The organism is Citrobacter sp. RHBSTW-01013 (assembly GCF_013781985.1).
In the GTDB taxonomy this organism is placed as follows: Bacteria; Pseudomonadota; Gammaproteobacteria; order Enterobacterales; family Enterobacteriaceae; genus Citrobacter; species Citrobacter braakii.
The window spans coordinates 98,325-114,348 of sequence record NZ_CP056186.1 but is presented as its reverse complement, the minus strand read 5'-3'; the positions used below and the strand labels follow the sequence as shown (position 1 = coordinate 114,348).

Below are 16,024 nucleotides of genomic sequence, written 5' to 3'. Positions count from 1 at the left end.
CATACAGTCTATCGCTTAGCGGAAAGTTCTTTTACCCTCAGCCGAAATGCCTGCCGTTGCTAGACATTGCCAGCCAGTGCCCGTCACTCCCACTCAATGGTTGCCGGTGGCTTCGAAGAAATATCATAGGTTACCCGCGAAATCCCCGGGATTTCATTGATGATGCGGCTAGAAACCGTTTCTAAAAACTCATACGGCAAGTGTGCCCAGCGCGCTGTCATAAAATCGATAGTTTCTACTGCGCGCAATGCCACCACATACTCATAGCGGCGGGCATCGCCCACTACACCCACCGACTTCACCGGCAGGAACACAGCAAAGGCTTGGCTGGTTTTGTGATACAGGTCTGCGGCATACAGCTCTTCGATAAAGATGGCATCAGCCAAGCGCAACGTGTCGGCATATTCTTTTTTTACTTCACCAAGAATACGCACACCTAAACCGGGGCCAGGGAAGGGGTGGCGATAGACCATATCGTAAGGCAGGCCTAACTCCATACCGATCTTGCGCACCTCATCTTTAAACAGCTCGCGCAGCGGCTCCACCAGCTTGAGCGTCATATTTTCTTTTAGGCCGCCGACATTGTGGTGCGACTTGATCACCTGCGCCTTACCGGTTTTGCTACCGGCAGACTCAATCACATCTGGATAGATGGTGCCTTGTGCCAACCACTTGGCTTGCTTGTGCTTGCTCGCTTCTTCTTCAAAAATATCGATAAATGCATTACCGATAATTTTGCGCTTTTTCTCTGGGTCCGCTTCGCCAGCGAGACGTGATAAGAACTTTTCTTCGGCATCAACACGAATAACTTTGACGCCCATGTTTTTGGCGAACATCTCCATGACCTGATCGCCTTCACCTTGGCGCAACAAACCAGTATCAACAAACACGCAGACCAGCTTTTTACCAATCGCACGATGCAAAAGTGCGGCGGTAACAGAGGAGTCAACGCCACCGGACAAACCAAGGATGACTTCCTCATCGCCCACCTGCGCACGAATTTTAGCAACGGCGTCGTCAATGATGCTCTCTGGTGGTTTGCCTTTGATGAGCCAGGTCAACGCGGCTGCAAGTGACCGTATGCATGCAGAAAGAGATGCAGGGCGTTCGGCACTAGCGCGCCGGCTGCGGTGGAGGGCTTTATTCCACGTCTTCTACGGTGAGGTCCCGGCCGTTGAACTGCACGGTCTCCCCGGCTCGGGCACCCTCGATCGCTTCGAAGATCGGCGCCATCGTGGAAATGCCCATGAGCTCACGCCCCTGACAGGTAAACTTGCTCGTTGACACCGCGATCACAAAGTGGCGGCCGGACAGCTTGACGACAGCGCCTTCGTTGACGGCCAACTTGGGGCCGAAATCGATCGTCCTGAGCTTTTCGAGTTTATTGGCGTAGTCATGGAGCGTGTCATCGAGCGCTTCAGCGAAGTCGCTCGCGACCTCGGCCTGAGCTAGTTCGTCGTTTTCGATCGGTTCGCTCCGATCGAGCCGAGCGGTAGAGACATAGTCCAGGTAGTTTTCGCGAGCGCTGTGCAACGCTGCTGTCTCCAGCAAGAGCATAGTTTCTCGTATGTGGTCCTTGTTCCAGTCCATAATCACCTCCTAATTTTCGATGTTCTTAAAGTTCAGCCTGCAGATGTGTGGGCCAGGAAGGCCAGCCTTTCCGGCTAAGCGACACCGCTATTCGTCGCTGATGACGTCTTCGCCCTGGTATGGAACCCTGATCAGCCGAGGATCTCGAATGATGCTCGTGACGAGCCAGACATATTCCTGCTCGGCGGTATCGAAGCCGAGGATGCTGAAGGATTGGCCGAAAGGGCATGGCGGGAAGTCTGGAAAGCCCTCGCGCAGAACGTAACGCTCGGGATCGCTGTGAAACTCGCTCTTGTAGACTTTCCGTAGTCCGTGCTTGCTCGGCGCGTCCTGGTCACCTGCCGGTGCTGTTTCCCGATGCGCCACAAGGCGCTCGGACAAGTCGCGGGGGCAGATTTCGTGGAACACGTCGAAGGCGTCGATCAACAGGCCTTTATGCTCTGTCGCCGGATCGGTGATCGCGTAGATGTTGGAGGCATCTTCGCCGTCGTCCCCGCTCTCGAGGCGCAACGCCGCATCGACGCGAATGCTGCATGCATCGAGGGTTGACCCTAGTTCGAGATCGACGAGATTGCCGTCCTTGACGCGGTATTCGCGGTCATAGCCTTTGGCGATGAATGACTGGACTGCTTCTAGAACGTCGGTCACCTGGGAGGTCATGGAAGCACCTTCATCTTGAACTGGATTGGACACGCTCGCGCACAAAGCGCGCTGTGACTCGGCGGACGGAGAAGCTCGCGAAGTGCGTTACTCATAGCCACTTGGCCTTCTTGAAGCGCATGAATAGGAGAAGGCAGAACACCGCTATCACTCCGAGCACGACGAAGTAGCCATATGGCGTGTCCAGTTCCGGCATGTGCTTGAAGTTCATGCCATATATTCCGGCGATCGCCGTCGGGACCGCCAAGATCGCCGCCCAGGCCGCGAGCTGGCGAGTGACCACACCGATCCTTTGCGCTTCCAGAAGGCTGCTGGCCTCGAAGACCGTGGACAGGACAAGCAGGAGGCCGTCGACCATGGACTGCACGCGGTGGACATGGTCCGCGACGTCGTGGAAATATGGTGTCATTTCGGCGCTGATGCAGGGAAAGTGGCCGCGAACGAGCTTTCGCACCAGCTCGGCCATAGCCCCGAGCGTGCGCTGGAACCGCGTGAGTTCGGACCTTAGTTCGAAGATTCGCGCCACCTCTTCTGGCTCGAGGAAATCGTGCAGCGACCGTCGCTCCATCGCCAGGACGTCGTCCTCGATCATTTCGAAGATGGGCAGATACTGGTCGACCACTCGGTGCAAGATCGCGTGCAGCACATAGTCGACACCCTTGCCGAACTGCGTCGGCGATGCCTCGAGTTGCTCCCGAAGTTTGCCCAGCGCTCCGGCATTGCCGTGCCGCACGGTGATAAGGTGATTGTGACCGGTGAAGATCGCCATCTTGCCGTAGCTGATCCGGTCGCCGACCAGCTCGGCGGTCTGGGCGACGACGTACAACTCATCGTTGTAGACCTCGAGCTTGGGCGGGCACAGCGGGTGCATGGCGTTGTCGATCGCCAAAGGATGGAGGTTATACGTCGTCTGGATCGCGCTGAGTTCGTCTGCGGTGGGCTCGCTAAGCGCGATCCAGCAGAAGCCCGAGCGATTCTCGTTTAGTTCGACGTGCTCATCGAGCCTGATTTCACGGACTCGCTTACCTTCGTTGTAATAATATGCGGCGATAATGGTCATGCAGGGGTCGTCTCAGAAAACGGAATCTATGGTCACTCCCGTTTTTGCAACACCGATTTTGACGACAAGTTGGCTTGCTTGAATCTATCCGGCGTCTGAATGGGATTTTATTCCCGCGCCTTGATGAGTTCCGCGCCTGATGAACCTCCAGAAAATATACGGCTTCAATGAGCCTTTCCGTTTTACAGGTTCCTCAACAGGCCGGTGGGCCGTTAGTATCATCAATATCAGTATTCGCAAAACCAGATCAGTAATTCTTTAAACCGGTGTATTTCTGCCGTTATGCTACATAAGTTTGCTGTCGTGCCGTTAGGGCCCAGGCTATTCTGGCCAGCTTGTTTGCCAGAGCACAAGTGACGACAAAGTTGCTTTTCCGGCACAGTAAATCCCTGACCCAATCGGCCAATTTGCCAGACTGGTGTTCCAGTTTTTGTATGAATACCCTGGCACATTGAACCAACAAAGTTCGGATCTTTTTATTACCTCGCTTACTAATTCCCAGCAATGTCGTCCTACCTCCCGTGCTGTACTGCCGAGGTACAAGCCCTGTTGCCGCCGCAAAGTCACGGCTGCTGGCGTACTGCTTCCCGTCGCCAATCTCAGTTGAAATAGTACTCGCTGTCAGTGTTCCGACGCAGGGAATGCTCAGCAAGCGCTGTCCAACCTCATCTTCGTCCAACTTTCGTTTCAACTGGGATTCCAAATCTTTAATCTGCTCAACAAGATAGTGATAATGCTGTTGTAATTTCAGCAATAACTGGCTGAGGTAAAGAGGCAAACTATTGTCCTCAAGAATGGTACTCAGTCGGCTAATAACGGCAGCTCCTCGGGGGGCACTGTTGCAAAGTTAGCGATGAGGCAGCCTTTTGTCTTATTCAAAGGCCTTACATTTCAAAAACTCTGCTTACCAGGCGCATTTCGCCCAGGGGATCACCATAATAAAATGCTGAGGCCTGGCCTTTGCGTAGTGCACGCATCACCTCAATACCTTTGATGGTGGCGTAAGCCGTCTTCATGGATTTAAATCCCAGCGTGGCGTCGATTATCCGTTTCAGTTTGCCATGATCGCATTCAATCACGTTGTTCCGGTACTTAATCTGTCGGTGTTCAACGTCAGACGGGCACCGGCCTTCGCGTTTGAGCAGAGCAAGCGCGCGACCATAGGCGGGCGCTTTATCCGTGTTGATGAATCGCGGGATCTGCCACTTCTTCACGTTGTTGAGGATTTTACCCAGAAACCGGTATGCAGCTTTGCTGTTACGACGGGAGGAGAGATAAAAATCGACAGTGCGGCCCCGGCTGTCGACGGCCCGGTACAGATACGCCCAGCGGCCATTGACCTTCACGTAGGTTTCATCCATGTGCCACGGGCAAAGATCGGAAGGGTTACGCCAGTACCAGCGCAGCCGTTTTTCCATTTCAGGCGCATAACGCTGAACCCAGCGGTAAATCGTGGAGTGATCGACATTCACTCCGCGTTCAGCCAGCATCTCCTGCAGCTCACGGTAACTGATGCCGTATTTGCAGTACCAGCGTACGGCCCACAGAATGATGTCACGCTGAAAATGCCGGCCTTTGAATGGGTTCATGTGCAGCTCCATCAGCAAAAGGGGATGATAAGTTTATCACCACCGACTATTTGCAACAGTGCCTCCACGAGCACTCCTGGTAAGATAGTAATTGATTACTATCTTACCACAAGAGGCAACTCAAACAAGAGAAAACCCGACGTACTCGTCAATATCTAGAGTCTGCAATGGGCTTAACGTGCTTTATTTAATGAGATGGTCACTCCCTCCTTCCCGGTACTATGCTGAGGATAGGCTTTCATTCGGAGAACTATCATGGAAAACATTGCGCTCATTGGTATCGATCTGGGTAAAAACTCTTTCCATATTCATTGCCAGGATCGTCGCGGCAAGGCTGTTTACCGTAAAAAATTTACCCGGCCAAAGTTAATCGAATTTTTGGCGACATGCCCGGCAACGACCATCGTAATGGAAGCCTGCGGAGGCTCTCACTTTATGGCACGCAAGTTGGAAGAGTTGGGGCATTTTCCAAAGCTGATATCACCACAATTTGTCCGTCCATTCGTTAAAAGTAACAAAAACGACTTTGTCGACGCCGAAGCTATTTGTGAAGCTGCATCGCGTCCGTCTATGCGTTTTGTGCAACCTAGAACGGAATCTCAGCAGGCAATGCGGGCTCTGCACCGTGTCCGTGAATCCCTGGTTCAGGATAAGGTAAAAACAACCAATCAAATGCATGCTTTTCTGCTGGAATTTGGCATTAGTGTTCCCCGAGGAGCTGCCGTTATTAGCCGACTGAGTACCATTCTTGAGGACAATAGTTTGCCTCTTTACCTCAGCCAGTTATTGCTGAAATTACAACAGCATTATCACTATCTTGTTGAGCAGATTAAAGATTTGGAATCCCAGTTGAAACGAAAGTTGGACGAAGATGAGATTGGACAGCGCTTGCTGAGCATTCCCTGCGTCGGAACACTGACAGCGAGTACTATTTCAACTGAGATTGGCGACGGGAAGCAGTACGCCAGCAGTCGTGACTTTGCGGCGGCAACAGGGCTAGTGCCTCGACAGTACAGCACGGGAGGTCGGACGACATTGCTGGGAATTAGTAAGCGAGGTAACAAAAAGATCCGAACTTTGTTGGTTCAATGTGCCAGGGTATTCATACAAAAACTGGAACACCAGTCTGGCAAATTGGCCGATTGGGTCAGGGATTTACTGTGCCGGAAAAGCAACTTTGTCGTCACTTGTGCTCTGGCAAACAAGCTGGCCAGAATAGCCTGGGCCCTAACGGCACGACAGCAAACTTATGTAGCATAACGGCAGAAATACACCGGTTTAAAGAATCACTGATCTGGTTTTGCGAATACTGATATTGATGATACTAACGGCCCACCGGCCTGTTGAGGAACCTGTAAAACGGAAAGGCTCATTGAAGCCGTATATTTTCTGGAGGTTCATCAGGCGCGGAACTCATCAAGGCGCGGGAATAAAATCCCATTCAGACGCCGGATAGATTCAAGCAAGCCAACTTATCGTCAAAATCGGTGTTGCAAAAACGGGAGTGACCATAGATTCCGTTTTCTGAGACGTCCCCTTGTTGTGACCACTCCGACCGCGCACAAAAGCCTCTGAGCCGCTTTTAGCGGAATATGGCTTTGCAAGGTGAAGGGATGGATAGGCGATCCCTTTCGATCCCTCACTGGTATCGGCGGCTAACCCTCGGTGCTACCTGTCATTTCATCCTGCCGCCTTACATGCGCTAACGCGCATAAATCCCCGTTCCTCAGTGGAACGAAAACTCACGCTAACAGGGTAGTGACCGGGTAGCCACGATAACTGCCAACAAAATTAGCTTATAGGTTAATTCTACCTTGTCTGAAATTAGCCTATAGGTTAATATTAATAGAAATGGGAGGTCACATGTTTAGCGTTGTTTATCACCCGGAAGCCAGGGAAGAAGCCACAGCATTACCCGTAAAAATCAGGGTGAAGTTTGACCGTCTCATCGGCAAACTGGAGTATGACGCCCGATTACTGCGGGAGCCGGACACGAAGCCCCTGGGCGATGGACTTTTTGAGATCCGCACGATGGGGACGGACATAGCCAGGGGAATCTGGGTATACCACAAAGGCAATACCATCATCATGCTCCGTGTTTTCATCAAGAAGTCACAGAAAACGCCAGCGAAAGAAATCGATCTCGCCAAAAAGCGGTTAGCGGAGGTACTTAATGAAACTGGTAAGCCATAAAGAACTGCATAACGAGTGGATGCAGGACGATGAATATCGCGCTGCATGGCAGGAAGAAGAACGTAAGGAAAAGCTCAGGGAGCTGCTTGCTGAATGGCGCAAGCATGACAACCTGACAAAAGCGCAGGTTGCTGAACGCATGGGGGTTACACCTCCGGTTATTTCTCGCCTGGAAAACAACATCACCAAAGCCAGCATCGACACACTGACCCGCTACGCTCACGCCTGCGGCATCAAGAAACCTGTCATTGCCCTGTACTGAATAGCCAGCCCTCCGGGGCTGGCCTTTTTGTTTCGGTCAGTCCCAAAATTTTGTTAAAGCAAGTTTAAAATGTCACCTGTTTCTCCAAAGTTGAAATGTCACTTCTAAGCCAATCTATTTATACATAATCTTTACATCTTTCCCCGGTGACAAAGTGCTAATTGGTCTGTAATGTTCAATGTGTGGCAGGCAAGCCGCCGGTGACTTAGGGAAGGTGCGAACAAGTTCCTGATATGAGATCATCATATTCATCCGGAGCGCATCCCAGAGGGACATCATGAGCCATCAACTCACCTTCGCCGATAGTGAATTCAGCACTAAGCGCCGTCAGACCCGAAAAGAGATTTTCCTCTCCCGCATGGAGCAGATTCTGCCATGGCAGAATATGACCGCTGTCATCGAGCCGTTTTATCCCAAGGCGGGCAATGGCCGACGGCCCTATCCGCTGGAGACCATGCTGCGTATTCACTGCATGCAGCATTGGTACAACCTGAGCGACGGTGCCATGGAAGATGCCCTGTACGAAATCGCCTCCATGCGCCTGTTTGCCCGATTATCCCTGGATAGCGCCCTGCCGGATCGCACCACCATCATGAATTTCCGCCACCTGCTCGAGCAGCATCAACTGGCCCGTCAATTGTTCAAGACCATCAATCGCTGGCTGGCCGAAGCAGGCGTCATGATGACCCAAGGCACTTTGGTGGATGCCACCATCATTGAGGCACCCAGCTCTACCAAGAACAAAGAGCAGCAACGCGATCCGGAGATGCATCAGACCAAGAAAGGCAATCAGTGGCACTTTGGCATGAAGGCCCACATTGGTGTCGATGCCAAGAGTGGCCTGACCCACAGCCTGGTCACCACCGCGGCCAACGAGCATGACCTCAATCAGCTGGGTAATCTGCTTCATGGAGAGGAGCAATTTGTCTCAGCCGATGCCGGCTACCAAGGAGCGCCACAGCGCGAGGAGCTGGCCGAGGTGGATGTGGACTGGCTGATCGCCGAGCGTCCCGGCAGGGTAAAAACCTTGAAGCAGCATCCGCGCAAGAACAAAACGGCCATCAACATCGAATACATGAAAGCCAGCATCCGTGCCAGGGTGGAGCACCCGTTTCGCATCATCAAGCGGCAGTTCGGCTTCGTGAAAGCCAGATACAAGGGGCTGCTGAAAAACGATAACCAACTGGCGATGTTATTCACCCTGGCCAACCTGTTTCGGGTGGACCAAATGATACGTCAGTGGGAGAGATCTCAGTAAAAACCGGAAATAACGCCAGAAATGGTGGAAAAAATAGCCTAAATAGGCTGATTCGATGTGTTTGCGGGAAAAAAATCGGCCCAGATCCGCGAAATTTTAATCAGCGAGTCAGCTTGGGAAGAAATGACCTGCTTATTCGCACCTTCCTTAATATAAAGACACAAGCAGAGACATTTTTGGCACGATATAAAAACGCTAAGTTAAAAAATCACTATGACGTGTTGGGTATCAAATGTTCACTGGCATAAACCTCTGTTTCTGATGTAAAACAGATTTTCTGAGGAGGCGTAAAACCTCCTCGTACTGCGAAATTGATTTAGTGATAGCGATCGATCACGCCAACCAGATAGTGGTCGGTTTGCTGCATGTTGATGCCCGCTTTTTTAGCGCTGCGGACTTCATCCAGAATGATTTGCAACAGCGTCCCGTCCACGATTTCCTCTTTTCTGTATCGCTTCAGGAAGTTAATCGCTGACTTATCGTTTGCTGCCTGGGCGTCTTCCGTCAAAGAGGTCAGCGCATTAATGCGCTTCTGGTAATCGCTTACCGTCTGCTCAAACAGATCTTCCAGCGTGGAAAATTCACCGCACCGGGCGTGTTGCTCCTGTAACACCGGCGTGGCGCCGCTCTGTTTGATGTATTCGTACATGCGCATCATTTGCGTCACCGTATTTTGCGCCTGATGACGCAAAAATAGTGCGGTGCCATTAAGGCTATTCTCGCTGCACCTCTGGCTGAGCTGAAGATACAAATTTGAGGTATAAAACTCCTGATTCATTTGCGCATTCAGTTTTTGAACTATTCCGCTAGCGATCATAGGACTTCCTTATTTCTTGTCATCTCAGAAAACGGTCACTCTTCGAAAAAACAACCAGAATAAAAGCGATTCTTTCGCTTTTTTTATTGCGCCTGGTTACGCAGTCATATTCATTTTAAGTCGGGATGCTCCTTATTTAAATATCCAACCCTACTATCGCATTTCTATCTGGCATTATTCTGTGATGGTGTTTCGATATTCACACTCCCTGTGCCAATCCTTTCTTATCGACAGTAGGAAACTTCCTCCGGCTATTCTGCTGAACACGATTAGGGGCACTGTTGCAAAGTTAGCGATGATCTTGACCCGCCATCTCCGAACAGCTTTTGTATCTTAAGTTAACGATGTCCGCTGCCGCCGGTATTCCCTCGGGGAGTGATATCCCAGCGCGCTGTGCGGGTGGTTTTCATTGTAATGCGTGAACGCTACTGCAAGGTTTCGCAGTGCTGTTCTCACATCCGGTTTTGGCATGAACGCGATATAGTCTTCTTTCATCGTTTTCACGAACCGTTCGGCCATGCCATTACTCTGCGGGCTGCTCACCGCTGTTGTGCAGGGCTCCAGATTCAGCTCTCTCGCGAACCTCCGCGTTTCATACGCGGTATACGCTGAACCGTTGTCCGTCAGCCACTGCACCGCTGTATCGGGCAACCTGTCGCCGAAGCGCTTTTCCACCGACCTCAGCATCACATCCTGCACGGTTGAACTGTCATAGCCTCCCGTGCTTGCTGCCCAGTCTATGGCCTCACGGTCGCAGCAGTCCAGCGCGAACGTTACCCGCAGTTTTTCGCCGTTGTCGCAGCCGAACTCGAAGCCATCTGAACACCAGCGCATATCGCTTTCTGCCACCGCTATCTTGCCCTTATGTTCACGCTTCGGTCGCTCTGGTTTGTCATGCAACAACAACAGGTTATGCTCGCTCATTATCCTGTAAAGCCGTTTGGCGTTCACAGGTGGCTGTCCCTCTGTGCGACGTTGCTTGCGCAGGATGCCCCACACGCGTCGATAACCATAACTCGGCATATCGCTGATGATGTCGAGGATAGCCGACAGTATTTCTTCGTCTGCTTCGTCATTACGCCGGTTACAGCGCTTGTCCTGCCAGTCGGCAGAACGGTTAATCCGCAGTGACAGCTGCGCACGCGACACGCCCATGGTGCGGCTGACCAGGGCTATTCCCCGTCCTTTGGCAACAAGGGCGCGTGCGCTATCCATTTTCGCGACTGGCCGTACTCCACGGCTTCTTTCAGGATCTCAACTTCCATCGTCTTCTTGCCCAGAAGGCGCTGAAGTTCCCGGACCTGCTTCAGAGCAGCAGTAAGCTCAGAAGCAGGAACGACTTCCTCTCCGGCCGCAACGGCGGTGAGGCTGCCTTCCTGATATTGCTTCTTCCACTTAAACAGCAGGCTGGGCTGGATACCATGCAGGCGGGCGACATGGGAGACATTCATGCCCGGCTCCATCGTCTGCTGGATAATGGCGATCTTCTCCTGAGGAGTTTTACGTTTACGGGCTTCTTGCCCTAACAGGATCCCGGTCATCTCAAAATTGGCGTTAGTGTTAGACATATATTCAAGCCTATCTCTTATCTGGAGATACAGCTACTGTCCGGTGTTTCAGGGGGCTACATCAGTTGCAAAGTTAGCGATGAGGCAGCCTTTTGTCTTATTCAAAGGCCTTACATTTCAAAAACTCTGCTTACCAGGCGCATTTCGCCCAGGGGATCACCATAATAAAATGCTGAGGCCTGGCCTTTGCGTAGTGCACGCATCACCTCAATACCTTTGATGGTGGCGTAAGCCGTCTTCATGGATTTAAATCCCAGCGTGGCGCCGATTATCCGTTTCAGTTTGCCATGATCGCATTCAATCACGTTGTTCCGGTACTTAATCTGTCGGTGTTCAACGTCAGACGGGCACCGGCCTTCGCGTTTGAGCAGAGCAAGCGCGCGACCATAGGCGGGCGCTTTATCCGTGTTGATGAATCGCGGGATCTGCCACTTCTTCACGTTGTTGAGGATTTTACCCAGAAACCGGTATGCAGCTTTGCTGTTACGACGGGAGGAGAGATAAAAATCGACAGTGCGGCCCCGGCTGTCGACGGCCCGGTACAGATACGCCCAGCGGCCATTGACCTTCACGTAGGTTTCATCCATGTGCCACGGGCAAAGATCGGAAGGGTTACGCCAGTACCAGCGCAGCCGTTTTTCCATTTCAGGCGCATAACGCTGAACCCAGCGGTAAATCGTGGAGTGATCGACATTCACTCCGCGTTCAGCCAGCATCTCCTGCAGCTCACGGTAACTGATGCCGTATTTGCAGTACCAGCGTACGGCCCACAGAATGATGTCACGCTGAAAATGCCGGCCTTTGAATGGGTTCATGTGCAGCTCCATCAGCAAAAGGGGATGATAAGTTTATCACCACCGACTATTTGCAACAGTGCCTTTCATCAGGCGTCCGGCACGGTAACGGCTCATCGGGACGCCGTTTTGGGTCAGCATGTCAGCCAAAGTGCGTGCCCCCGCAGAGCCCCGGCTCTGGTTCCACGCCCGACGTATTTCGCTGTACAACCTGACGTGTACCGGATTAACCATATCGCGTCGTTTTCGCCAGTACCGGTAACTGCTGCGGTGTATTTCCAGCGCGGAGCACAGGCTGACAACCGTGTGGCTGTCGCTCAGTCTGGCAACTATCGTGAACCGTTCAGCGAGTCGGACATCAAGAGCGCAGTTGTAGATTCAATCTGTCAATGCAACACCCCTTTCAATTATCTCTTTCGGTGTTTTGAACTTCAGTGTCTTTCTCGGTCTGTTGTTTAGCTGAGCAGCAACCAGATCTAGTTCATGTTGAGTATATTGGGCAAGACATGTCTTTTTAGGAAAGTACTGCCGAATTAGCCCATTTGTGTTCTCATTTGTTCCCCGCTGCCAAGGACTCTGAGGATCGCAGAAGTAAACTTTAACGCCGGTGCTGACAGTAAATTCTAGATGTCTGGCCAGTTCCATTCCTCTGTCCCATGTCAGTGATTTTCTGAGTTCTGACGGTAAACTCAGGAATTTGTCGGTAAGAGCCTGATTTACTGAGACAGAATCTTTGCCCCTGAGTCTAAGGATGATCGGGTAATGACTCCAACTTACTGATAGTGTTTTATGTTCAGATAATGCCCGATGACCTTGTCATGCAGCTCCACCGATTTTGAGAACGACAGTGACTTCCGTCCCAGCCTTGCCAGATGTTGTCTCAGATTCAGGTTATGTCGCTCAATGCGCTGAGTGTAACGCTTGCTGTTAACGTGCAGCTTTCCCTTCAGGCGTGATTCATACAGCGGCCAGCCATCCGTCATCCATACCACGACCTCAAAGGCCGACAGCAGGCTCAGAAGACGCTCCAGTGTGGCCAGAGTGCGTTCACCGAAGACGTGCGCCACAACCGTCCTCCGTATCCTGTCATACGCGTAAAACAGCCAGCGCTGACGTGATTTAGCACCGACGTAGCCCCACTGTTCGTCCATTTCCGCGCAGACGATGACGTCACTGCCCGGCTGTATGCGCGAGGTTACCGACTGCGGCCTGAGTTTTTTAAGTGACGTAAAATCGTGTTGAGGCCAACGCCCATAATGCGGGCGGTTGCCCGGCATCCAACGCCATTCATGGCCATATCAATGATTTTCTGGTGCGTACCGGGTTGAGAAGCGGTGTAAGTGAACTGCAGTTGCCATGTTTTACGGCAGTGAGAGCAGAGATAGCGCTGATGTCCGGCGGTGCTTTTGCCGTTACGCACCACCCCGTCAGTAGCTGAACAGGAGGGACAGCTGATAGAAACAGAAGCCACAGGAGCACCTCAAAAACACCATCATACACTAAATCAGTAAGTTGGCAGCATCACCGAGTTTCTGGATTAATTCTGCAAGTTTTTTCTCTGCAGTATCACGATCAAACTGATTTTGTACTATCTGGATAGCAACCTGTTTTAGCTCAGGAGGGAGGTGTTCCAGATTGATATGATTATCACCCGAAATGTCATCATCCGGACTTTCGAAGAGCCAGCCGTAACTCATAAGGTCACCTGTTCTATTTCACAAATTTCCAGACACCTGGCGGTACCCGGTCATACAACTTTCCCATCGTCATCTCCGCCAGCCGGTGATCAACCGCGGCATTGAAATGCTCAAGCTCATCATCTGACAGAGAATATTTATTTTTTTCTATAACCCTTTCCAGGGTTTCCTTCGATGTACAGCGCCGTAGTCGTAAAATCCATTCCTGTTTCGTCATTAGTTTTTTATATCCTGAGGCTTCCCTGGTATTTAATTTTACAAATAACGCAAATTTCTTTCAGGCGTTATGGCCCGTGCCGTTCTGTGTAAGATAATCACTGATGCTCAGACCGGACAAGCGAATGTTATCCGAAATCTCCCTGAACTGCTCCTCCCAGCCGTCCTGCAGCTCCCTGATTGCCGCGATCTGGAAAGCAACACTGAAAGGCGTTCTGCCCAGTTTCTCGGAAAGCCAGAACAGATGCTTGCCAATCTCTTCGTCCGGTACCGAATCGAGCGCATCACTCAGTAAGGTTTTTTCGTCTTCCTGCCAGGGATGACCGGCTCGCGGAAAACGCGGATCAGGCTGGCGGTCTTTTTTCTCCCTTTTTTCCCGTCTGGCAACGGTCGGCGCATCGCCTTTTTTCAAGCCGACGCGCGCTTTCATGGCGCCGATAGCGGCGACGGCCAGTACCAGCGTTTCACGCTCCTGGCGCGTGAGCAGGCTGTCCTCGCAAATCAGGGTGTTCAGGTTATCGATCAGCTTATTCAGCCCGGGTTCAGTGACTTTCATTTTATGCTCATATTCCTTGTGTGGTGGCGATCAGTCCCGGCTCTCATTCACCTGGACGGTGACCGGCAGGCCTGCATCAAAACAGGTCTGATACCAGCTGGCCACCTGCAGGGGATCGCCCTCTTTTATCCGGCGTATGCCGCCGGCATCCGTCAGCTGCAGGCAGGTGGTACCGTCCAGACGGATCACGTAGGCCGCTTCCCGCAGGGAGTAATGACCGTCACCCAGCTGCAGCTCCACCGCGTCACCGGCAGCCGTCTGGCGTAACGGCAGACGCCGGACGTCTGTCAGTCGTTGTCGTGCCGTTTCAGCCTCGCGTTCTGCCTGGAAGAGCGGTTCTGCAATGCCGCGACCGGCCTCCGTCAGCTCGACGGCCAGCTGCAGGTTCGGGGCGCGCAGGGTGCGCAGCCAGCCCGCGGCTTCCATGCGCCGGCAGGAGGCGCGCAGGTTCGGCCCGTACACCGGGGCATCCCCGCCCTGCTCCAGCACCCGCTCGATATCCCGCGTCGCCACCGGCCCCGGACGTTTCGCATCGAGGGCGGCCAGCACAATCAGCACCCGCCGCTGCAGCGGCGATGGTCGGCGCGCCTGAGTCATTGCTTGTCCGCCTCCGGCCAGATGAGTTGTCTGAGGCGCAGGTGATCGGCGTCTATGAGCTCTTGTCTCTTTATGGCATTCACTGAGGCATAGCCATTTATGGCCAGTTCATACCAATAGCTCAGCACGGCACCGGCCTTGGCTGACTCGCTGATGTAAATCGCGCCCTGGCTGTCCAGATTGCATTCACGGATACGCTCTTCCGCTATCCGGGTCAGCTGCTCATAGCTGAGTGAAAAATTCACTTCTTTCTCATCCATCCTGCTCGCTCCGTCTGAACATGTCCGGTTAGGTTAAAAATCATATCACGTATGATTTCTTACTAATAATTCAAATATCATATCAGATATTATTGTGTGTTTAATGCTAAATATCACATTCAGTATGATTTTATGTGTTTGGTTTGATTATCATATCCTTTGCGCGTTTCCCGCCGCGCAAATCCGGTTTCTGGCTAAGTAGGAAGCAAGGATTATCACATGCCTGTATTAGGCTCCAGAGCGTGAAAAGGCGCACAATGTGGCCTTCTTAGTACAGGAGAACATGGCAATGACAGACCAGAACAATGAAGCTCGCGATATGTGGGCCGAAGCGTTGAGTTTAATGTTTAAAGGCGATCACCAGGAAGAATTGTTCCGGATTTCAGATGATGAGATTGATGCCCTGGAGGGGTTGTCTCCGGACAGATGGCCAACGGCAGGACAGACAGACATTAACTGGGATCTGTCTGTTCCGGGGCGCAGACGTTCGATTTACCTTCCTGGTCCACGGGTATTGCAGCCTGCTGACTGTGAACAAATTGATCTCAGTTCTCTGGTGCTGGGGAAAGCCTCTTTTGCTGATTTTGACCCGCTTATTAATTCCTTCTTTCGACTGACAGATTCCAGCCTCTGGGTGGAAATTACCAACCCGAAACTCGGAAAGGCCATACTGCATATCGCAAAAGGATGGCCTGTTTCACCGGTCCTGTTATCTGTGCACGAAGATGGTGGATTTCATTTCGGGGACGGGACCCATCGTTATGAGGTACTGAAGCGGTCTGGAACACCTCATTTTTACTTTCTGGCTATGCCGGATGATGTATCTGCCATTAATAAGCAACTTACGGTTCAGTGGATGAGCGACTAACGCTTTGCGTCAGCATGGCATGTCTGGCTATGCGGAAAG

The 16,024-nt window shown here is 52.0% G+C and carries 18 protein-coding genes and 4 pseudogenes; 5 read left to right on the top strand and 17 right to left on the bottom strand.

What is annotated here, in order from left to right:
- Positions 1 to 83: 83 nt before the first annotated feature.
- The 6 genes and pseudogenes from guaA to HV350_RS25630 all read right to left on the bottom strand — a co-directional run.
- Positions 84 to 1,025 (bottom strand): annotated as a pseudogene (gene guaA / locus HV350_RS25655) (glutamine-hydrolyzing GMP synthase); the annotation flags it as partial.
- 115 nt (positions 1,026 to 1,140) lie between these two features.
- Complete coding sequence (locus HV350_RS25650; protein WP_004099042.1) at positions 1,141 to 1,590, bottom strand: hypothetical protein; 450 nt, start codon at positions 1,588 to 1,590, stop codon at positions 1,141 to 1,143.
- 87 nt (positions 1,591 to 1,677) lie between these two features.
- Positions 1,678 to 2,250 (bottom strand): hypothetical protein, encoded by a 573-nt coding sequence (locus tag HV350_RS25645; RefSeq protein ID WP_004099040.1) that lies wholly within the window; start codon positions 2,248 to 2,250, stop codon positions 1,678 to 1,680.
- A 91-nt stretch (positions 2,251 to 2,341) separates the two neighbouring features.
- Complete coding sequence (locus HV350_RS25640) at positions 2,342 to 3,310, bottom strand: magnesium and cobalt transport protein CorA (protein WP_032640602.1); 969 nt, start codon at positions 3,308 to 3,310, stop codon at positions 2,342 to 2,344.
- A 280-nt stretch (positions 3,311 to 3,590) separates the two neighbouring features.
- Positions 3,591 to 4,148 (bottom strand): annotated as a pseudogene (locus tag HV350_RS25635) (IS110-like element IS4321 family transposase); the annotation flags it as partial.
- A gap of 46 nt (positions 4,149 to 4,194) precedes the next feature.
- The gene (locus tag HV350_RS25630; RefSeq protein ID WP_001067848.1) at positions 4,195 to 4,899 is read right to left on the bottom strand and encodes an IS6-like element IS26 family transposase; all 705 of its coding nucleotides are present in this window, start codon (positions 4,897 to 4,899) and stop codon (positions 4,195 to 4,197) included.
- Between the two features lie 255 nt (positions 4,900 to 5,154).
- Here HV350_RS25630 and HV350_RS25625 point away from each other — a divergent pair, with 255 nt between their 5' ends.
- From HV350_RS25625 to HV350_RS25610, 4 genes are all read left to right on the top strand, one after another.
- Entirely contained in the window at positions 5,155 to 6,159 is a 1,005-nt protein-coding gene (locus HV350_RS25625) for an IS110-like element IS4321 family transposase (protein WP_053287405.1), read from the top strand.
- Between the two features lie 603 nt (positions 6,160 to 6,762).
- Positions 6,763 to 7,092: a type II toxin-antitoxin system RelE/ParE family toxin gene (locus HV350_RS25620; RefSeq protein ID WP_000493286.1), complete on the top strand. Its 330-nt coding sequence runs from the start codon at positions 6,763 to 6,765 to the stop codon at positions 7,090 to 7,092.
- On the top strand, positions 7,073 to 7,354 hold the full coding sequence (locus HV350_RS25615) for a helix-turn-helix transcriptional regulator (RefSeq protein ID WP_000780222.1): 282 nt from the start codon (positions 7,073 to 7,075) through the stop codon (positions 7,352 to 7,354). The genes HV350_RS25620 and HV350_RS25615 overlap by 20 nt, the downstream gene beginning before the upstream one ends.
- Positions 7,355 to 7,631: 277 nt before the next feature.
- Entirely contained in the window at positions 7,632 to 8,612 is a 981-nt protein-coding gene (locus HV350_RS25610) for an IS5-like element ISKpn26 family transposase (RefSeq protein ID WP_000019450.1), read from the top strand.
- Positions 8,613 to 8,928: 316 nt separating this feature from the next.
- On the opposite strand, the gene HV350_RS25605 is transcribed toward HV350_RS25610, so the two are convergent.
- The 11 genes and pseudogenes from HV350_RS25605 to HV350_RS25555 form a co-directional block, all read right to left on the bottom strand.
- The gene (locus HV350_RS25605; protein WP_001752509.1) at positions 8,929 to 9,429 is read right to left on the bottom strand and encodes a non-heme ferritin-like protein; all 501 of its coding nucleotides are present in this window, start codon (positions 9,427 to 9,429) and stop codon (positions 8,929 to 8,931) included.
- Between the two features lie 333 nt (positions 9,430 to 9,762).
- Positions 9,763 to 10,970, bottom strand: a protein-coding gene (locus HV350_RS25600) for an IS3 family transposase (protein WP_087776852.1) whose coding sequence is annotated in 2 segments (ribosomal slippage) — positions 9,763 to 10,649 and positions 10,649 to 10,970 — 1,209 coding nt in all. Because the reading frame shifts where the segments join, the coding sequence is not laid out codon by codon here.
- A gap of 137 nt (positions 10,971 to 11,107) precedes the next feature.
- A complete protein-coding gene (locus tag HV350_RS25595; protein ID WP_001067855.1) occupies positions 11,108 to 11,812 on the bottom strand; it encodes an IS6-like element IS26 family transposase in 705 nt (234 codons plus the stop codon).
- 66 nt (positions 11,813 to 11,878) lie between these two features.
- Positions 11,879 to 12,157 (bottom strand): annotated as a pseudogene (locus HV350_RS25590) (IS3 family transposase); the annotation flags it as partial.
- Positions 12,158 to 12,169: 12 nt separating this feature from the next.
- Positions 12,170 to 12,547 (bottom strand): annotated as a pseudogene (locus HV350_RS25585) (IS30 family transposase); the annotation flags it as partial.
- A 17-nt stretch (positions 12,548 to 12,564) separates the two neighbouring features.
- Positions 12,565 to 13,262 (bottom strand): IS1 family transposase gene (locus HV350_RS25580; protein ID WP_224252838.1). Its coding sequence is split into 2 segments (ribosomal slippage): positions 12,565 to 13,013 and positions 13,013 to 13,262, totalling 699 coding nucleotides; the frame shifts between segments, so codons are not numbered across the junction.
- A gap of 28 nt (positions 13,263 to 13,290) precedes the next feature.
- Complete coding sequence (locus tag HV350_RS25575) at positions 13,291 to 13,488, bottom strand: hypothetical protein (protein WP_032736891.1); 198 nt, start codon at positions 13,486 to 13,488, stop codon at positions 13,291 to 13,293.
- Positions 13,489 to 13,501: 13 nt separating this feature from the next.
- The gene (locus tag HV350_RS25570) at positions 13,502 to 13,705 is read right to left on the bottom strand and encodes an HHA domain-containing protein (protein WP_004213596.1); all 204 of its coding nucleotides are present in this window, start codon (positions 13,703 to 13,705) and stop codon (positions 13,502 to 13,504) included.
- Between the two features lie 60 nt (positions 13,706 to 13,765).
- Complete coding sequence (locus HV350_RS25565) at positions 13,766 to 14,260, bottom strand: hypothetical protein (protein ID WP_004213594.1); 495 nt, start codon at positions 14,258 to 14,260, stop codon at positions 13,766 to 13,768.
- A gap of 30 nt (positions 14,261 to 14,290) precedes the next feature.
- The gene (locus HV350_RS25560) at positions 14,291 to 14,857 is read right to left on the bottom strand and encodes a hypothetical protein (RefSeq protein WP_009654312.1); all 567 of its coding nucleotides are present in this window, start codon (positions 14,855 to 14,857) and stop codon (positions 14,291 to 14,293) included.
- Positions 14,854 to 15,117 (bottom strand): hypothetical protein, encoded by a 264-nt coding sequence (locus HV350_RS25555; RefSeq protein WP_009310051.1) that lies wholly within the window; start codon positions 15,115 to 15,117, stop codon positions 14,854 to 14,856. The genes HV350_RS25560 and HV350_RS25555 overlap by 4 nt, the downstream gene beginning before the upstream one ends.
- 289 nt (positions 15,118 to 15,406) lie before the next feature.
- Here HV350_RS25555 and HV350_RS25550 point away from each other — a divergent pair, with 289 nt between their 5' ends.
- Positions 15,407 to 15,985, top strand: coding sequence for a hypothetical protein (locus HV350_RS25550; protein WP_032736902.1), 579 nt, complete (start codon positions 15,407 to 15,409; stop codon positions 15,983 to 15,985).
- The last annotated feature ends 39 nt before the right edge of the window (positions 15,986 to 16,024 follow it).